Below are 18945 nucleotides of genomic sequence, written 5' to 3' on the forward strand. Positions count from 1 at the left end.
GCTGCTTGAAGAACTCAGGCAGCCTTTTTCCACTATGCTATGAAGTACCTGAAAAGTTGGAAAGATGCTTACATTTTAGCAAGCACAAAAGTATGGATAATCATTGTTCTCCTAATCATTTGCTCCTGCCATACAAAAGAACAACGTTTTGAATTATTGCCCTCCTCAAAAACTGGCATCACTTTTACCAATGCAATTGCTACCAATGACACCCTAAACGCATTAAATTTCGACTATATCTATAATGGAGGTGGTGTTGCCGTAGGGGATATCAACAATGACGGCCTGCCGGATTTATTTTTTTCAGGGAATATGGTGCCAAGCAAACTATACCTTAACAAAGGGAACCTGGAGTTTGAAGACATAAGTCACAAGTTGGGAATAGGTGAAAACCGATGGGCAACTGGTGCCTCTTTTGTGGATATCAATGGAAATGGACACGTAGACCTATATGTATGTGTAGCAAGTAAAGACCCAGATAAAAGTAAAAACATGCTTTTCATCAATGATGGAAGCATGAGTTTCTCCGAAGAGGCGGAATCATATGGCCTGGATGATAATGGTTATAGTACACATGCCGCATTTTTTGATTATGACGGAGATGGAGATCTGGATCTTTACCTGTTGACCAATGCCTATGAAACTTCCAACCGGAATTTCGTGAGAGAGAAAAAGGTAGAAGGGGAAAGCAAAAGTACCGATAGGCTATATAGGAACAACGGAGATGGGACTTTCAGCAATGTCTCCAAAGAGGCAGGTATATTGATTGAGGGCTATGGGCTCGGAGTCGCCATTGCCGATATCAACCGAGATGGGCTTCCGGATGTGTATGTGGCAAATGATTTTATTACCAATGACCTGCTTTGGATCAACCAGGGTGATGGTACCTTTAGTAATGAAATCAGCGATTACCTAAAACACCAAAGTTTCAACGGTATGGGTGTTGATATTGCGGACTTCAACAACGACGGATGGGTGGATATTGCTGTAATGGACATGCTCCCTCCTGATAATCTACGGCAAAAAACCATGTTCCCAGATATCAATTACAATCAATTTCAAATGATATTGTCCCTGGGCTACGAACCCCAGTACGTCAGGAATACCCTACAACTCAACAACGGCAACCATACTTTCAGTGAAATTGCTTATCTGGCGGGTGTCCACGAGACAGACTGGAGCTGGGCACCCCTTTTTGCGGATTTTGACAATAGCGGCCATAAAGACCTTTTTATCACAAACGGATATAGAAAGGATGTCACTAATTTGGATTTCATCGTCTATAACCGGGAAAGAGAGATGTTTGGTACCGAAAAGGCAAATAGAGAGGAGGCAATGAAACGGTTAGAGGAACTGGAAGGGGCCCATATTCACAATTACATGTTCAAAAACAAGGGTACATTGGTTTTTGAAGATGTTTCAGAGGAATGGGGATTTCAAATGCCCACCTATTCCAATGGTGCTGCCTTCGTGGATCTGGACAATGACGGAGATTTGGATCTTGTTATCAACAATATAGACTCAGAAACCTCTATCTACCAAAATCACTCAAGCTCGGCTGAAAATGCGAATTATTTGCAAATTAAGCTGGTAGGAAACACCCCCAATATTCAAGGAATTGGAGCCAAAATTACTATCTACACTACCGAGGGGATACAATATCAGGAAAATAGCCCTTACAGAGGGTACAAATCAACCGTCGACCCAGTCCTTCATTTTGGACTAGGATCTATTAAAGAGGTGGAAAAATTGGAAGTGGTATGGCCGGATGGAAAAAGCCAGAAGCTGGAAAACATAACATCCAACCAGCGCCTTGAATTATACCAGAACCAGGCAAAGGAAAGTGCCGGGGAGCCTCCCCTTCCGCTTAGCCAATCCACAGTATTTACTCAAAACACGGAACATCTGGGCATTGAGCACAGTCACTTTCAAACGGATTATGTGGATTTTAAAGATCAGTTTTTATTGCCCCACAAGCTATCCCAAAGTGGACCAGGAATAGCAGTGGGCGATATCGATGGAGATGGCAAGGAGGATTTCTTTGTAGGGGGAGGTGCTGGGTATCCAGGAGCACTGTTTTTGCAAAAGGAAGAAGGATTTGAAAAAAGGGATTTCCTTTTTCATCAAGAGGCCAACGATATGGGAGCGCTGTTTTTTGATGCCAATGGTAATGGACATCAAGACTTATACGTGGTAAGTGGTGGCAATGCAAATTCTTCCGGAAAAGGGATGTTTCAGGACAGGTTGTACCTTAATGATGGAAAGGGACAATTCACGCATGCAGAGAATGCTTTGCCCGAGCTTTTTGCAAGCGGATCTACCGTAATAGCCGCAGATTTTGATGCAGATGGAGATTTGGATCTTTTTATTGGGGGAAGAGTAACCCCGGGTTCCTATCCCTACCCTGCCCAAAGCTATTTATTAGAGAACAGGGATGGTGAATTTGTGGATGTATCTGCCGAATACCTACCCAATGAGGGTAAGATAGGGATGGTTTCTGACGCTGTTTGGTTGGACTTTGATGGGGACGGCATGTTGGATTTGGTGTTGGTGGGAGAATGGATGCCTATTACCTTATTAAAAGGGGAAGAGGGTGCCTTTATCGATAAAACAGCGGACTTTGGGCTTTCCTCTACCAAGGGTTGGTGGAATAGTATATCCGTTGCTGATCTTACCGGAAACGGTAGGATGGATTTTGTACTCGGAAATCAAGGATTAAATAGCCGCTTCAAGGCCTCCAAAAAAGAGCCTATCCGAATTTATGCAGATGATTTTGACCATAACCAAAGTGTTGATCCTATTATAACGCGTTATATTCAAGGGAAGGAGTATGCGGTGCACCCTAGGGATAACCTGATCAGCCAGATACCATCCATGAAAAGAAGGTTTCCACGCTACAAGCAATATGGGGAGGCTACCATTGATAAAGTACTAGGCAGAAACGAAAGGCAGGATGCCCTTAAGTTTTCCGCCAATTATCTGGAATCCGCCATTTTGTTAGATTTAGGAGAAGGTAATTTTGAGTTAAGACCACTTCCAATTGAAGCACAAATCTCCCCTACTTATGGAACTTTGATTGGGGATTTTAATGAAGACGGGAATTTGGATCTTTTATTGGTCGGAAACAACTATGCTACAGAGATCCATTCAGGATGGCATGACGCGGGTATAGGCCTCTATCTTACTGGTGATGGAAAAGGAAATTTCACACCCTTGAACCAGCACCATTCTGGCTTCTTCGTGGATACTGATGCCAAAGGAATGGCAAGTATTTGGGGTCCGGGCGATACCCTTATGGTCTTAGTGGCTTCAAATCAGGATAAACTCTATTCCTTTTCAAGTAGCATCCATGCCAAAGATCAGCTGCTAAAGCCAAAAAGGAATGCCTTTCAGGCTGTTTTATACGATCAAAATGGCCACTCCGAGACCATCCCCCTGCTCTATGGGAACACTTATCTTTCACAATCATCCTCTCTAATCAAATTAAAGGATTCCATAAAAAAAATCGAATGGCATTTTCCTGGAGGTAAGGTGGAAGAACAGCAGGTATCCATGCTAACCCCAAAGTTAAGTGCCACTCTTGAGTGAACAAACCATAACGTTTATGGGATTCTTTGGTTTTTCAACACCGCAAATGGCAACCATTGTTCTTCAAAATAGTGAGGGGACCCATCTCTAGGAGGCATTTGTTCTAACATAAAGGAACCCAAAATTATGTCCAGATCCCCATCCCCATCTATGTCTGACTTTTCCATTACCAGCCATTTTGCCTTTAAGGGCTTATCCAGCACAAAGGCATCAAACTGCAAACCACCGATGCCCTTTAAATATACAAAATCCTGTCTTGGCTCCTGATTCCAATCTGGAAAAAACGATATGGCAGCTATATCTATATTTCCATCTCCGTCAAAATCTTCTGCTAGGATGCTACTGGCTCCATACATGGGGTAAAACCATGATTCGTCAAAGGTTTCATTTCCTTGGTTTAAAAATATTCTAATTCCATGATAGGGTTTTAGGATTTTGGAAAGGTCTGCATTATCTCCGTTGGAGAGCAGGATATCCAATTTTCCGTTTCCGTTTATATCCAGAAGGTCAAAATAACTACTTCCGAATGCAGGATGAAAGGAAAGCAGTGTTTTTTCCTCAAATACTCCATTTCCCTGATTCATCATAGCCACTATTCCTTCTCTGGCTTGAGTCATCAAGACAATAATATCATTCAGCCCATTTCCATTAAGATCAGCTATGACACTTCTCCTTGCCCCTGGTCTGTCAATGAGTATTTTCCTTTTCCATTGCTTGTGTTCTTGGAAAAACAAGGATACATCCCCTGTATGGTTACCAAAATTCGAAATAACCACTTCTGGACTTTCATTTCCCAACAGGTGGCCAAAGGCAAAATGAACAGGCCTATTCAACCCATCTGCAATGACTTTTTCCCCTTGACCGATAAGCTTTGTCCATGAGCCAAGATTATGGTCTGCCGGATCCATATAACCCATTTTTAACACATGAATTTGTTCCAAATCGTCAATAGATACCTCTGAAACCATTTTGGTGTCCGGAAAACTGTCTTGTAGTTGCAAATTTAATCCATCAAAGTAAAAAAGGCCATTTACACGGTCTCCTAAATAAAAACCTAGTCCTTCATCCCCTTTGAGGCTGGTAGTAAGGGCTGGTTGAACCATGTCTAGGTTGGGGGTATGAAGGTGGAATCCAGGAATTCCCTGTTTCGGTGCTTTGGATTGTTTTGGGATTTCCAGTTCCTCAGGTGCCTCTCGCTCATAAAAATCCTTGATTCTTTCCCAATCTTTTTGGTCAATAAGCGGAACATTGTGGAAAACTTGCCCTTCTATCCCCTCATTCCTAATAGGAGTTTCCCCTTCCAATAGTAATCCCAACCTGCGTCTCATATTAGGAAGAACACTTTTCAACCAGGTTTCTTTGTCCAAAAGTGCAGGCGAAGGGTATTCGTGGCAGGTTCCGCAATATCCTTGAGCCAGTTGCTGGTCATTTAGCAAGCCCGAATTAGATTTTAAGGCTTGCAAAGCTTCTATTTCAGAAGGGTTTATTAGAGGCATGGAAGTGGTGTTGGGAGAATCACAAGCAAATTCCACTACTACTAAAAATAAAAGGCCGGAAAAAACAATTTTTGATTTCAACAGGTACAGAATTCTACAAGTTACATGGATTTATATGAAGATAAGCTTATTGATTCAGTTCCAAAAGAAAAAGTGGTAGAAACTCAGTCCTATTTACAAAGATTTTTTTTTGAATTACATGTACAGGTTATTGTAATGTATAATATAAAATCATTTTTTCTTATATTATATTTTGATTATTTTGAATTTAACCATAATATTAGAATAATATATACTTTTATCATGGGTGGGAGGTAGAAGAATCAAAAGTAGCATAGGAGAAAACTAGAAAAGAAATGAGGGGAATGCTGAAATTTTGTAGAATCCATTTAACCATAATATAATGAAAGTAGCCATATTAGGAGAAACCAAATTGGCCCTGAACTTGGGCAATAAGTTTATCAACCGATCAATAGATGTAGTTTATGGGGTAAGCGATAGCTTCGAATTGAACGATATCACATGGAGGTTGTCCAATTCCTCCTCTACGGAGAGATTTTTGACGTATAAGGAAGCCATAGACATTGCTGATATTTTGTTTTTATGTTGTGAAAATGACTGTTACAAGGATATTTGTATGCTGATCGGTACTAGCGATTCCAGTGCTAAATGCATAGTAGACTGCACCAACAGCAGCTATCCAAAAGGTTTTAACTATAATATGTCCTTGTTAAAAAAGCATGCCAAAAATACCAAGGTATTTAAAGGGTTCAACAACTTGGGCTTGAATTATCCCAGCAATGATCCCCTTGGCCTAATAAAGGAAACCTATTATTGTGGGGAGGATTGCGAGGAGAAATTAATAGTAAAGAAGTTAATCGCACAGGCAGGGTTCAACCCCATAGACGCCGGGGATTTTGATTCGGCGATGTTGCTAGAGGCTTTTTATCATTTGAAAATCAAGATATCCTCCTTACATACTGAAAAGGCTGGATTTGATTTTAAACTCATTTCACTTTAAAAAAAAAGAAAGTGCAATTAATAATCAATTGCACTTTCTCTTTTATTCGAAAATGTTTATCCTATTTCCTAGCCAACACCCTTTTCACGGCTTTGACGATATTGGCGGCATTAAGTCCGTATTTTTCAAGCAGGTCTTCCGGCTTTCCTGATTCCCCAAAAGAATCATTTACGCCCACCATTTCTAATGGGGCAGGGTGATTCCGCACCAGGGTTTGGGCTACACTGTCACCCATACCCCCATTAAGTTGGTGTTCCTCTGCGGTAACAGCACAACCTGTCTTGGCTACGGAGTCAAGAATAGCTTCTGTATCCAGGGGCTTTATGGTGTGCAGGTTGATTACCTCCGCCTGAATTCCTTCTTCCCGGAGTAGTGCTTCGGCTACCACTGCCTCCCAAACAAGGTGTCCAGTGGCAAAAATACTCACGTCTTTGCCATCAATCATTTTCCAGGCCTTCCCTATCTCGAATTTTTGGTTCGCTGGAGTGAAAATGGGCCACTTGGGCCTTCCAAACCTCAAGTAAACCGGACCTTCATAATCTGCGATAGCAATAGTAGCTGCCTTGGTCTGGTTATAATCACAAGGGTTGATTACAGTCATGTGTGGAAGCATCCGCATCATGCCTACATCTTCTAGGATTTGATGGGTGGCACCATCTTCGCCTAGGGTCAAACCCGCATGGGAAGCACATATTTTTACGTTTTTCCCAGAATATGCTATAGATTGACGGATTTGATCATATACCCTTCCAGTGGAAAAATTCGCAAAGGTTCCGGTGTATGGGATTTTTCCCCCAATGGTCAAGCCTGCGGCCACTCCCATCATATTGGCCTCTGCAATCCCAACCTGAAAGAATCGATCCGGAAACTCCTTCTGAAAGGCCCCCATTTTTAATGAACCAATTAAATCGGCACATAGGCCAACTACGTCGGGGTTTTTTCGGCCCACTTCCAAAAAGCCATCACCGAACCCGGATCGGGTATCCTTTTTCTCTGTATAGGTAAACTTTGTATCTAACGTTTTTTCCATTTCTTTTCTATTTTGGCAGTTAAAAGGCAATGCAATTAATAATCCCCTAATGTTTCCTCCAATTGACCTAAAGCTGAGGCCAATTGCTCATCATCGGGAGCGATGCCATGCCATTTATGCGTTCCTACCATAAAATCCACCCCATAGCCCATATCGGTTCTCAATAGGTTCAATACAGGTTTTCCATTTCCCAGCATTCCCTTGGCTTTTTCCAGTGAGAATATTACTTGTTCGATGTCATTGCCGTTTTCAGTTTCGATCACCTGCCAGCCAAAAGCTTCCCATTTTGCCTTTAGATCCAAGAGATTCATGATTTTGTCAGTAGGGCCGTCAATCTGTTGACCATTTACATCTATGCTTGCAATCAGATTATCCACTCCATGGTGAGGTGCACACATGGCTGCCTCCCAAATTTGCCCCTCTTGTTGCTCTCCATCCCCCATCAAGGCATAAACTGTACGGGTGTCGTTGTTGAGTTTTTTAGCTAATGCAGCCCCAATTGCCACAGAGAGTCCCTGGCCCAATGAGCCCGAAGCGATTCGGATTCCCGGTAGGCCTTCCTCGGTGGCAGGGTGTCCCTGAAGCCTACTGTCGATTTTCCTGAACGTGGCAAGCTCCTCAGCAGGAAAATACCCAGATCTTGCTAGCACGCTATACCAAACAGGGGAAATATGCCCATTGGAAAGAAAAAACAGATCCTCACCCAAACCTTTGGGGTCAAAATCCTTATTATGTTTCATTTGGTGAAAATAGAGGGCCACAAAAAACTCGGTACAGCCCAAGGATGCCCCAGGATGACCGGACTGCACACCATGCACCATTCGTACAATGTCCCTTCTTACTTGGGAGCAAATTTCTTTTAGTTGTTTAATTGATGGTTTTTCCATGAATAGGAATCATTTAATTATTTGATTGGTATGATCTTTTGTTTTTACTTTTTCGATGATCTCAGTAATCACACCTTCCTCATCAATAATAAAGGTCGTTCTGGCAGTGCCCATATAGGTCTTTCCGTACATTTGTTTTTCCACCCAGGTACCGTATTTTTCATGCACACTTTTATCCTCGTCCGCAATAAGGGTAAAGGGTAACTCTTGTTTTTCTACAAACTTCTTGTGTGACTTTACGGAATCCGAGCTAATACCCAAGACTTCATATCCCGCTGCCTTTAGGGCTTCATGGTTATCCCTGAGGTTACATGCCTGAGCAGTACAACCAGGGGTATTATCCTTTGGGTAAAAATACAAAACTACTTTCTTCCCTTTGAAATCGGATAGTTTAATAGGGTTGCCGTTTTGATCCTTCGATTCAAATTCTGGAGCCTTTTGGCCAACTTCTAGAGACATAGGAATATAATTTAATTTTAATTGTAAAGGTTAGGGGTGTAAATATCGCAATAAATTAAATCTTTCCCCTAAAAATCGATTCGTTATTTGCCATGTCCCTCACTTTTAAAAGTACTTCTCCTTCAAAGGGCTGGTTTTCCAGTTTTTCTGACCAAATCATTGCTTGCTTGTGTTCGTACCGCATGAGTACCCATTTTCCATCAACATAGGCTTCAAAATCCCTTATACCGGATAGATTATCCCTAATGGAAAAGCGAAGCTCGGAGCTATTAACTCTCATAGGTCTAATGGTAGGGCCAATACTATCCTGGGCCACTACAAAATCACCTAATTGGTTGGTTCTAAAGGTAATACAATCCCCATTCCAGCTTCCTCCCTTAAAGCGCTTAAAGCCATTCTCATACCGCAGGTACACGTGACTGTGCTCCTTTTGGGCTTCAATAACCTCTGGGCAGAAACTCACCTCGATATGGCCCCTCAGGTATTCAAAGGGTTCATTTATCCGGATACCCGGATCGCCTGCTATTCTTTTAGGCGATATCCTTAAATAGAAATCATCCAATAGGGATTGTGAGGCAAAGGCTACCTGTACCTCTCCATTGTCAAACACCACCTCATCTTGAAATAATACCCTTGTTTGCACATCTGGAATTATGGTACCGGAACACAAGCCTACCGAGTCTGGAATGCCCAACCTCATATCCCATAAATAGGTCCTTTTATTAGTGCCTTGATATTCGTAGGGAATTTCAAATTGATATCCGTGAACATAAAACATGGCCAGGTCTCCCAGTTGGTGGTTGTTTTCATTAATAATCATGATGTGATCCTCATAGCTGATCATATTGTTGAAGGAGGTGCTGTTATAGGTCCTTAACAGGTCATAGTTATCCTCTCCATTCAGCTTTAATTTTAGGCTTCTGGTATTTTGATAAGTATCTATCAGTTGCACTTCTACCTCCTTTTCCTCATTTGGAGCTAGGGATATAGCTCCGCTGAAGGTGGAGTCGGGCTGGTAAAAATCAAAGAGGTTGTTCGGTTTCTTATATAACCTGGTATACCGGTTCCTGTAAGTATGTGAAAGGATAAACCTTCCCAAGCTGAAGTCCAGTGGTTTGGCGGTACTTTCATAGAAATCCTTACCATCGTAAACGATCTTGTAGGTGGGAAACCCGTTTCTGTTATACATATCGTTAAGTTGATCGTAGGCTAGGACTTCTATCCCTACTTTCCCTGTGATTTTGATCTCTTGGTTCACCCTATAGGCATTGTCATAATACACTACCGGAAACTCTCTCCTTTGAAACATCCCATTTACCCTACTGTTGATGTCCAATGGTGTAATTGCAATCCGTTGTACATATGGAGGTATGGAGTCGATGATTTCTTGGAATTGAAAATCAAGGGGATCCAATGCCCTGTCAAGAGAATCCCTGATCTCAAAATGCAGATGAGGCCCCATAGAACTTCCTGTATTTCCTGAATAGGCAATGGTGTCACCCTTATTGACCGGAAGTTCACCGGGTTCAAGAAAATATTCCATTTCATTTATCCGGGCGTTATACATCTTTTCTCTCATGTACTGCCCAATGGAAGCATTCAGTTCACGTAAATGGGCATATACAGTATATTGCCCATTTGGGTGCTTTAGGTATAATACGTTACCATACCCCTGAGTGGAGATCTTGATACGGTGTACATGGCCATCCGCCGCTGCATGGATAGGGAGCCCTTCCCTACCCTCGGTTTTTATATCCACCCCAGAGTGAAAATGGTTGGGACGAATCTCAGCCATGGTACCGGCCAGGAAGTTCCTTTCCCCAGGTTTTATGGGAAAGAGATAGTACCCAGGATCTACTTGTCCAAAAGTACTGACAGAAAAAAACAAGAAACAAACCAGAACAAACCAACAATCACTTAATCTCAACATTCAATACTTTTTTTCCTTCCAAAAAACCTTCCAAGTGGTCACCGACGCTTACTTTTCCCACTCCGGCGGGTGTACCAGTAAAAATCAAATCCCCCTTTTTCAACATGAAAAATTTTGACACATAAGCTAAAATAGTAGTAAAATCAAACAACAAAAGGGAGGTATTGCCTTTTTGCCGCAATTTTCCGTTTACATTAAGGTGAAAATTGATATTCCCGAAATCGGGAAAATTGCTTACGGGTAAAAATTCCCCCACTGGAGCACTTCCATTAAATGCTTTGGCAATTTCCCAGGGAAGGCCTTTTTCCTTGCATTTTTTTTGAATATCCCTAGCGGTAAAATCTATCCCCAGCCCGATTTCATCAAAGTAGGTATGGGCAAATTCTCTCTGTATATATTTGCCTTCCTTATTTATTTTCAGCACCAATTCCACTTCATGGTGAATATCTTGGGAAAACTCCGGGTGGTAAAAAGGTTGCCCCTTTTTTATTAGGGCAGTTTCTGGCTTCATAAACACCACGGGTTCACTCGGCCTTTCATTGTTCAACTCTTCTATATGGGCCGCATAGTTTCGGCCTATGGCTATTATTTTCATTTACTATCAGCTTTGCTTTTTGCAATTTACGGCAAAGGAATAAAATTTCCCCTTATTTCCTAACTATAAGCTGGATTCCGGCAGCTAAACTCATTACCAATAAACAACCTATTGCGTTGTACCACAGAAAACCAATATCTATAGGAATCCCAAACAACTCACTTCCATTGAACCAATGAATGAGCAAAATAATACCTTCAGCTATAATGGCCGCTATAAAGGTGGCATGCCCCTTTACCCATTTCATTAAAAAGCCCACCAAAAATATTCCCAAAATGGCTCCATAGAAAAGAGATCCCAGGAGGTTCACCGCCTGAATTAGGTTTTCAAACAAAGTAGCATAGGCAGCGAATAAAATGGCAAACCCTCCCCAAATTGCTGTCAACCATTTGGAAGACAGCATATAATGATTAGAACTTCTCCCCTTGTTCAGGGATCTTTTATACACGTCCACAGTAGAGGTAGAGCCCAAAGCATTTAACTCAGAGGCAGTTGAAGACATCGCCGCACTGAAGATTACAGCGAAAAGCAAACCTACCACCCCCTTTGGCAGATAATCCATGACAAACCGCATGAAAACATAGTCCGTATCGTTGGTCTCTCCTGCCGGGTCATTTACCAATATCAGGTCTTTTACCTGCTGACGGATGGCCTCTTGGTCCTTTTCTTTAGCATTTATCGTTGCTTTAAGCTGTGCCACTCGTTCTGGTTCTTCCTCCTTTATGGCATCGAGCATTTCAAATAATTGCTGGTTTTTGGTTTCAAAACCTTCCTTATAGGCATCTTCCAAATCCGAATAGGATGAATTGTATTCGCTTTGGCGAAGCTTATCCACCTGCACTTGGTTAAAGAACAAAGGGGGTTGGTAAAATTGGTAAAACACAAATACCATCACACCGATAAACAGAATTACAAATTGCATTGGTACCTTCAAAAACCCATTCATCATTAAACCCATTCGGCTTTGCTTGAGGGAACTTCCTGAAAGATACCGCTGAACCTGGGACTGGTCCGTTCCAAAATAAGACATGAACAAGAATAAGGCTCCTGTCATTCCTGACCAGAAGTTGTACCTGTCGGAAAGATCAAATTCAAAATTGGTAATGTTCAAACGGTCCATCTTACCAGCTACATGAAGGGCCTCCGAAAACTTCACCGGTAACATCTGTATGACCAAAATCCCGGCAAGTACCATTCCACCCATCATTACGGCCATTTGCTGCTTTTGGGTAATGGAAACTGCCTTGGTACCTCCGGAAACAGTGTATACTATCACCATCAAGCCAATAAAAACGATGGTGAAATTTAGGTTCCAATTCAAAAGCGTGGACAAAATGATAGAAGGTGCATAGATCGTGATTCCAGCAGCCAGCCCTCTTTGAATCAGAAATAAAGATGCAGCTAAAGTCCTGGTTTTAAGGTCAAACCTAGACTCTAAAAATTCGTAGGCGGTATAAACTTTTAATTTATAGTAAATGGGAAGAAAAAATACGGAAAGGATAATCATAGCCACTGGTAGGCCAAAATAAAACTGAATAAACCGCATACCATCAGAGTAGGCCTGTCCGGGGGTGCTGAGGAAGGTGATCGCAGATGCCTGAGTGGCCATAATGGAAAGACCAATGGTCCACCAGTTCATATCATTACCCCCCTTAAGGTACTTTTCCATGTCCTTGGGGCCATAGGTCTTATAGACACCATAACCCACAATCAGAATCAAGGTCCCAAAAAGAATAATCCAATCCAAGCTACTCATGTGTAGGCGTTGGTTAAAAGGTAAAATAAAACCACCAATATCCCCAACACCAACACTTGGAGGAAATACAGTCTTTTCCAGTTAGGTTCCTTGTTAGTTTCCATTTCCTGCCTGTTCAATAAGATTGACGAATATTTTAATGGCACCCGGCACGCCTGCTGGAAGCTGCCTGAACCAGGATATCCCTGAGTAGGCAAATGTCCCTTTTCCGTAGTCTGCCAAAAGTAGGGCGCCTCTTTTGGTGGATTCCCCGGGGTCACTCATGGCCAGTGGTGCAGTATATTGATCGTCCCATTTATCAGGAAAATAAAGTCCCCTCTCTTGTACCCAACCCTCAAAATCCCTTTCTAAAATCTCGTTCGGAGAATGCATTGCCTCGTGAGCATCAAAATCTGCTTTTACCGGCACTTCTTCCACAGAAACCCTATCCCTGGAGATTTGGAAAGGATAGGGTCCCAGCCTTCTGGTCAGCAGAGGTGAAGAGGTATTGTATTGAACTATTAAGTTTCCGCCTTCATGGACATATGCCATCAATTCGTTCACATTCTCGGCCAATGCCTGGTTGACATTAAATGCCCTTATTCCCACTATGACCGTATCATAGGTTTTTAGTTTTCCCAGCTCATAATTGCCATTTTCCAGTACTTCTACGCTATATCCAAGACTGGAAAGTATGCCCGGCATATCATCTCCCGCACCGGGAATATAGGCGATACTCTGGGGGCTAATGCTCAAATCCAACCGTACCAGATTAAAGGTAGAAGGGGGAAAATAAGTTAAATTTGGAATATGATCATAAATTATCCGCTTTGTATTTTGGGCAAAGGACTTACCGTTCGGCAAAATGTACTTGGCGGTAACTTGACTTTTTTCTTCTCCTTCCGGACTGTCCACTTTGAGGATGTAAGTGACGCGTCTTTTATCTTCTTCCACTATCCTTTCAAAGACCATATATTCCGAATCTGCCAAACCTTCCAAAACCAGTTGTCCCTTTTCAATTTTGTCTTCAAAAGAGACTACTACTTTGAGCTCTCCCTCTTCCTTGTTTATGAGAAACAAATTGTCCTTGCTCAAAGAAAGCGAAACCTCAGGCACAACAGTAAATGGTTGTTGAATTTCTCCATCTACTTGATCGTTGTATTTGAATTTTAGCGGAAGCTTTAAATGGAATTCTTGGCCTTTAATCCTGACCTTCAAATTGCCCTCTATGTTGGGTCGGTTAAAGGGGGGGCCGATTTTCGTCTGCTCCTCAATTTTAAACAAAGTTCCATCCGGCCAATCCTCTAACCAATAGGGTTGGGAAATGGGGTATTCTGAAGGAATTTCAAGACCGAATTCCTTGGTAAATGCCTGGTTATCTGAAATTAGCTGATTTATGGTTTCATTTTGATCGAGGGTATGGAAGGTGTCCACCTGAACAGCTGTGGAAGTGGGATTATTTACCACTAATTTCACCTTTACCTGATCTCCAGGAAAAGATAATTCCTTATTAACTGTGAATTCGGCCTTGACCCCTATTGTCATTAGGATTATCTCTTCCAGTAACTGGATTTTCTCTTTTAACCATTCAGCCTCCATATCCAGCTCCTCCAAACTGGCTTTAAGGCCAAGAAGTTCGGGCAAGCTGTTCAATGGGTGAATAAAATCAAAATTTGCCAGGATATGGTCTATGCTGTTTTCAAGGTTCGCACCATTTTCCAAACTCTCCCATCTATTTGGGATGCCCTCAAAGGGATGATCCTGAAAACCCTCCCCCTTCACCAGTTCCATAAAATCGTTGCTTTCTCCAATCGGAGCGGTAGCTCCAAAACCCTGAGATTTATGCATCGTTCTGCTATCAGCGGCTATTTGGGTATAGGTGGTACCAATTAGGGGGTTGTACTCCCCCACATCAAACCCATGATGGGATTTTCCTTCTTCTGGATCGTATTGCCCTTGCCATGAGTAAGCATTCCAAAACACACGTCTGGGCTGCCAGGGTTCTACCCACTGTAGTTGATCGGGAAACTCATTTGGATCTGCCGCTTTTTCAAAGGCCTCCAGGGATAAAATAGCGGAGGCAGTATGGTGGCCATGGGTGGTTCCCGGTGTATCGTTGAACCTGTTGATCATGATATCGGGCTGAAATTTCCGGATGACCCACACTACATCAGACAATAACTTTTCCCTGTCCCAATTGTTAAATGTTTCCTCCGGATGTTTACTAAAACCGAAATCTATGGCTCTGGAAAAAAACTGCCTTCCTCCATCTGTTTCCCTGGCTTTAAGCAGCTCCTGGGTCCGGATCATTCCCAGCTCCAAGCCTAATTCCTTACCTATGAGATTTTGCCCCCCATCTCCCCTGGTAAGGGACAGATAGGCAACCTGCACATGCTCCCTATTGGCCAGATACGAGATTAACCTGGTATTCTCATCATCCGGATGCGCAGCCAAATATAAAACCCTTTTGGTTTCTTTTAATTTTAATAATTCGTGATAGACTTCCGAGGAGCTTTGAGAAAAAACTTTCCCCGTAAAACAATAAGTAACAAAAAATAAGTAAAGGCAATAAAGCAACTTTGTTTTCAAACGCATGGAGTTTTGAGGTTTTGAAGGAACAAGCTAAATTAAGTCTTTCTTAAGATAAACCGAATTTATACCAATGGAATTATTCCCATATAAACATCTATTGGTAAAGGTCACCCCTTTACGTTGGACTTTTTGCGGCTAAAATCTTATCTTCAAGGATACAAGGTATTAAACGTTGAATTTATGGCAAGAAATACATATCACAAAGACAAACCGGGAAATCCTTCCACTTCAACCACTAGTAAATTTCGGCTTAATGATAGGAACGACGGCAGACCCTTAAGAATACTCACTGAAGAAGACTGGGATTTTTGGATAAACAATGGATATGTAGTCCTTAAAAAAGCCGTGCCAAGGACATACACCGAAAGGTTGGCCAATCTCTTGTGGGAATTTGAAGAGAAAGACCCCAATGACCCTTCCACCTGGTACGCCCCTTCCAGGGCAGAGATGAAAATGGCTGAACTTAAAAATAGTGGAATGGTAGAAATTTATAATCACCAATATTTGTGGGATATTAGGCAATACCCAAAGGTGTATGAAACATTTACGGATATTTGGGGCATGGAGGAGCTTTGGGTAAGCATTGACAGGGCAAATTTAAACTTGCCATCTAAACCTGGTCATGAATTCAAAGGATTTATTCATTGGGATTACGATCCAGAGACCAAACCCCAAAATGTTCAGGGGCTAGTGGCCCTGAATGACCAAACTGATTTGAATGTCGGTGGTTTTCAGTGTGTACCTGAGCTCTACAGGACTTATGACACCTGGAAAAAAAACCAACCAGAAGACCGTGACCCTTTCAAGCCCGATATTAGTGGTTTTGAACTTACAAAAGTAAAATTGGAAGAAGGAGATCTATTGATATTCAACAGCATGCTCCCGCACGGTATTCGCCCAAACAACAGTACCGACAAAGTAAGGATGGCTCAATACATATCCATGATGCCTGCAGAAAATGAAAATGAGGAGATTAGAAAGTGGAGAGTGGAATCATGGGAAAAGCGAACGCCTCCGGAGGGTTTTGCCTTTCCCGGTGATCCCCGAAATTGGGAACAACTCAAGTACGGCAGAGCCGAGCTTTCCCCCCTGGGAGAAAAACTTTTGGGTTTATCCCCCTGGTGAATTCTGGCCTATAGGGTCCACCAATAGGTGAATTTTAAGGCCAAGGATCTGTTTTTCACATAAAATGGGGCAGGAAGGTAATTATCTGTGTAAACAAAAAACAGGTCGGAAGCCGGCTTAAACCTCCATTGAAGCCTGGTATTCAAATTGATGTTTTTAATTTGTTCGTTATACTGGGCAAATGCTGTCAGAAACAGGGTATTTGTAAATGTCAAGTCCAGCCTTGGTCCCACCAACCAAAACCTAGTCCTACCCCATGGTTCCGGAAGTAAGATTTCATTGTAATTGGCACTGAGGTTAATCCCTACATAAGGTTGAAACCTATAACCTACCTCCCCCATAGCGTTGAACCTGTTACCATCAGCATAATATCCACCATATTGGGTGGATAAGGAGTAGGTATATAAACTTTGTGGTTTGGACACATACTCTCCGCCTACGGTCATCCACCTATGGTCGGTAAACGCGGCTAACGTATCTCCACTAAAATTGGTGGGGTCAAAGGGATCCTGCAATACTATTTGATCATGCCCTACCCAAGCCGTTAAATCACTTTGACTCCGGAAGCGAACAGTATAGGCAAACATGCTGATATTATCCGTTTGTTCCAAATCCATATTATAGAACAGGGAAGTGGAAACCTGGGGGCCGTGCCGCAGAATCTTTTTACTTTTCGGGAAAAAAAGGTAGGCAAAACTCGGGTTTATCCTATAAAACCCCACCCTAGGTACAAACCCAACCTCAGCAGTATAGTCAGGAGAAACATATTCGTGTCTCCATTCCCAAGTAAGGGATCCACTGGAATACCTTAGGTTGGCTGCGTGCACCATCCCTGACCCATCCTCTGTGGGACTGAAGGACTTGAGGTATAGTGCCTTGCCTGTCCATAAGTTATTGGAAGAGGCCAGGTTATATTCAAACCCAAGGTTCCTGTTGAACTGCTGGTGTGGAACAATGCCAGGTTCCACGTTTGGGTCTATATCAAAGGCGGTTCTGTTGATAAAAATGGCACCTATATTGGACCGTTGCCCCACTCTTCTTTGGAGGGATACCACACTGTAGTTTTGAGCAGGTTGGCCCGTTTCATCCACTTTTGCGGTTTGCATGTTCATGGCCCCGATTCTCCAATCCCGGTTAATCTTTCCACTTAACCTGGCACCAAACTGGATTGGGGCATCCAAACCTATCCTTCTAGAAAAAAAGGGACGTATGGTTTCGTAACCGAAATTGGCAAACAAATCCCCATTTTCGAGAAAAAATTGGCGCCTTTCTGGGAAAAACAATTCGAACCTATCCAAATTGGTGAGCTGTCTGTCCACTTCCACCTGGGAAAAATCAGGGTTTACAGTCAGGTCTAAGTTTAGGGAAGAACTCAGGGCAATCTTGGCGTCCATCCCTACCCTATTCTGGTAAGAGGGCTCCACATTGTTTTCGAAATCATTTACGCTGCCTCCCATCACATAAGGAATTAAAGAAACATTAGCCCCTGCTCTAGGAGGCACATCATCCCACACCAACACGCCTGTATACGCGAGGGAGGCTGATGGAAATTGTCTTGGTACGGGTGCCCAACTGGATTTTTCCGTAGTTTTGAGGTCTAGCCTGCTGAAATTAATTCCCCATTCCTTGATGCCATTTTTATAACGGATACTTTTAAAGGGAATGGCGGCTTCAAAAACCCACTTATCGTCGTAGTTCTGTACTTTGGAAACCCACTTGTTGTCCCAGCTTAAATCCACCTTTCCTCCTTCAAACATAATTCCATCCCATTGAGCCCCTGCCGCATTAGCACCAAAAGAGAAACCGTTGGTTTGATCATCAAATGGATCCATGAAAAGAAGAAAGTTGTCATTTTTGCCGAATGCAAAATCCCTTCTTAGGGACTCCACATAATAGGGGCCAGGCACAGCATGATGATTAACCACAATAATATAGAGGTTTTCCTCATCATAGGTCATCCTTACCTCTGTTTCCACCTGTGAATAGGAGGTATCCATTGGCAATATCATGTAAAATTCTTTTGCCACATCTGCTTCCAGCCAGGCAGGTTCATCCAAAACGCCATCGATCTCAATGGGGGAAGTTGCTTTCTTAATCTCAAGCTGGTAAGAATAATTGATCTTCTGTGCAAAACACAGGGAGGTCAATAAAATAAAGACTAAAAAGGTTAATCCTATCCTCATTTGGGGCTACAACATTTCAAGCCCGCAATGTTATTAATTAATTCTCACATTGATGGTACCATTCATTTAAAATTAGGGGACAAAGAGCAAATTCTTCCTTCCTGTTTCCAATCCAAACTCTCCTAGGCTAGACTTTATACTACTCCGGCATCTACTCGGATTGGGTTCCATTGGTGGCTGAGAACCTTGGACTGCAAAGATAGGCCGTAATTGCTGCAACTACTTTTACTTCGATGAACCGCTGAATCAATAAGAGGGCTTAGCCTCCTTAAAAATCTCCTTCTCCACCACTTCTACCTTCTTT

12 protein-coding genes are annotated in these 18945 nt (G+C 42.4%); 3 read left to right on the forward strand and 9 right to left on the reverse strand.

The window, feature by feature from the left end; genetic code table 11:
- The first annotated feature begins 39 nt into the window (after positions 1-39).
- Positions 40-3588, forward strand: coding sequence for a VCBS repeat-containing protein (locus DB520_RS21685; RefSeq protein ID WP_114751890.1), 3549 nt, complete (start codon positions 40-42; stop codon positions 3586-3588).
- 14 nt (positions 3589-3602) lie between these two features.
- Here DB520_RS21685 and DB520_RS21690 read toward each other — a convergent pair whose 3' ends face one another.
- The gene (locus DB520_RS21690) at positions 3603-5084 is read right to left on the reverse strand and encodes an FG-GAP repeat domain-containing protein (protein ID WP_157972196.1); all 1482 of its coding nucleotides are present in this window, start codon (positions 5082-5084) and stop codon (positions 3603-3605) included.
- A gap of 403 nt (positions 5085-5487) precedes the next feature.
- Here DB520_RS21690 and DB520_RS21700 point away from each other — a divergent pair, with 403 nt between their 5' ends.
- Positions 5488-6105: an NAD(P)-binding domain-containing protein gene (locus DB520_RS21700; RefSeq protein ID WP_114751893.1), complete on the forward strand. Its 618-nt coding sequence runs from the start codon at positions 5488-5490 to the stop codon at positions 6103-6105.
- Between the two features lie 61 nt (positions 6106-6166).
- Here DB520_RS21700 and DB520_RS21705 read toward each other — a convergent pair whose 3' ends face one another.
- The 7 genes from DB520_RS21705 to DB520_RS21735 all read right to left on the reverse strand — a co-directional run bounded on the left by DB520_RS21705 (position 6167) and on the right by DB520_RS21735 (position 15336).
- The gene (locus tag DB520_RS21705) at positions 6167-7135 is read right to left on the reverse strand and encodes a transketolase family protein (protein WP_114751894.1); all 969 of its coding nucleotides are present in this window, start codon (positions 7133-7135) and stop codon (positions 6167-6169) included.
- Positions 7136-7170: 35 nt separating this feature from the next.
- Positions 7171-8022: a transketolase gene (locus DB520_RS21710; RefSeq protein ID WP_114751895.1), complete on the reverse strand. Its 852-nt coding sequence runs from the start codon at positions 8020-8022 to the stop codon at positions 7171-7173.
- Positions 8023-8031: 9 nt separating this feature from the next.
- Positions 8032-8481, reverse strand: a complete 450-nt coding sequence (gene bcp, locus DB520_RS21715) for a thioredoxin-dependent thiol peroxidase (protein ID WP_114751896.1) — start codon at positions 8479-8481, stop codon at positions 8032-8034.
- Between the two features lie 55 nt (positions 8482-8536).
- A complete protein-coding gene (locus DB520_RS21720) occupies positions 8537-10411 on the reverse strand; it encodes a M23 family metallopeptidase (RefSeq protein WP_114751897.1) in 1875 nt (624 codons plus the stop codon).
- Entirely contained in the window at positions 10395-11006 is a 612-nt protein-coding gene (locus DB520_RS21725) for a fumarylacetoacetate hydrolase family protein (RefSeq protein WP_114751898.1), read from the reverse strand. Before DB520_RS21725 ends, DB520_RS21720 begins: the two co-directional genes overlap by 17 nt.
- A 52-nt stretch (positions 11007-11058) precedes the next feature.
- A complete protein-coding gene (locus tag DB520_RS21730) occupies positions 11059-12762 on the reverse strand; it encodes a sodium:solute symporter (protein WP_114751899.1) in 1704 nt (567 codons plus the stop codon).
- Positions 12763-12855: 93 nt separating this feature from the next.
- Positions 12856-15336, reverse strand: coding sequence for a PIG-L family deacetylase (locus DB520_RS21735; protein WP_114751900.1), 2481 nt, complete (start codon positions 15334-15336; stop codon positions 12856-12858).
- Between the two features lie 177 nt (positions 15337-15513).
- On the opposite strand from DB520_RS21735, the gene DB520_RS21740 reads away from it, so the two are divergent.
- A complete protein-coding gene (locus DB520_RS21740) occupies positions 15514-16458 on the forward strand; it encodes a phytanoyl-CoA dioxygenase family protein (RefSeq protein WP_114752053.1) in 945 nt (314 codons plus the stop codon).
- A gap of 8 nt (positions 16459-16466) precedes the next feature.
- Here DB520_RS21740 and DB520_RS21745 read toward each other — a convergent pair whose 3' ends face one another.
- Positions 16467-18641: a DUF5916 domain-containing protein gene (locus DB520_RS21745; RefSeq protein WP_114751901.1), complete on the reverse strand. Its 2175-nt coding sequence runs from the start codon at positions 18639-18641 to the stop codon at positions 16467-16469.
- Positions 18642-18945 lie beyond the last annotated feature (304 nt).

Source organism: Pleomorphovibrio marinus, assembly GCF_003347495.1.
GTDB lineage: Bacteria > Bacteroidota > Bacteroidia > Cytophagales > Cyclobacteriaceae > Pleomorphovibrio > Pleomorphovibrio marinus.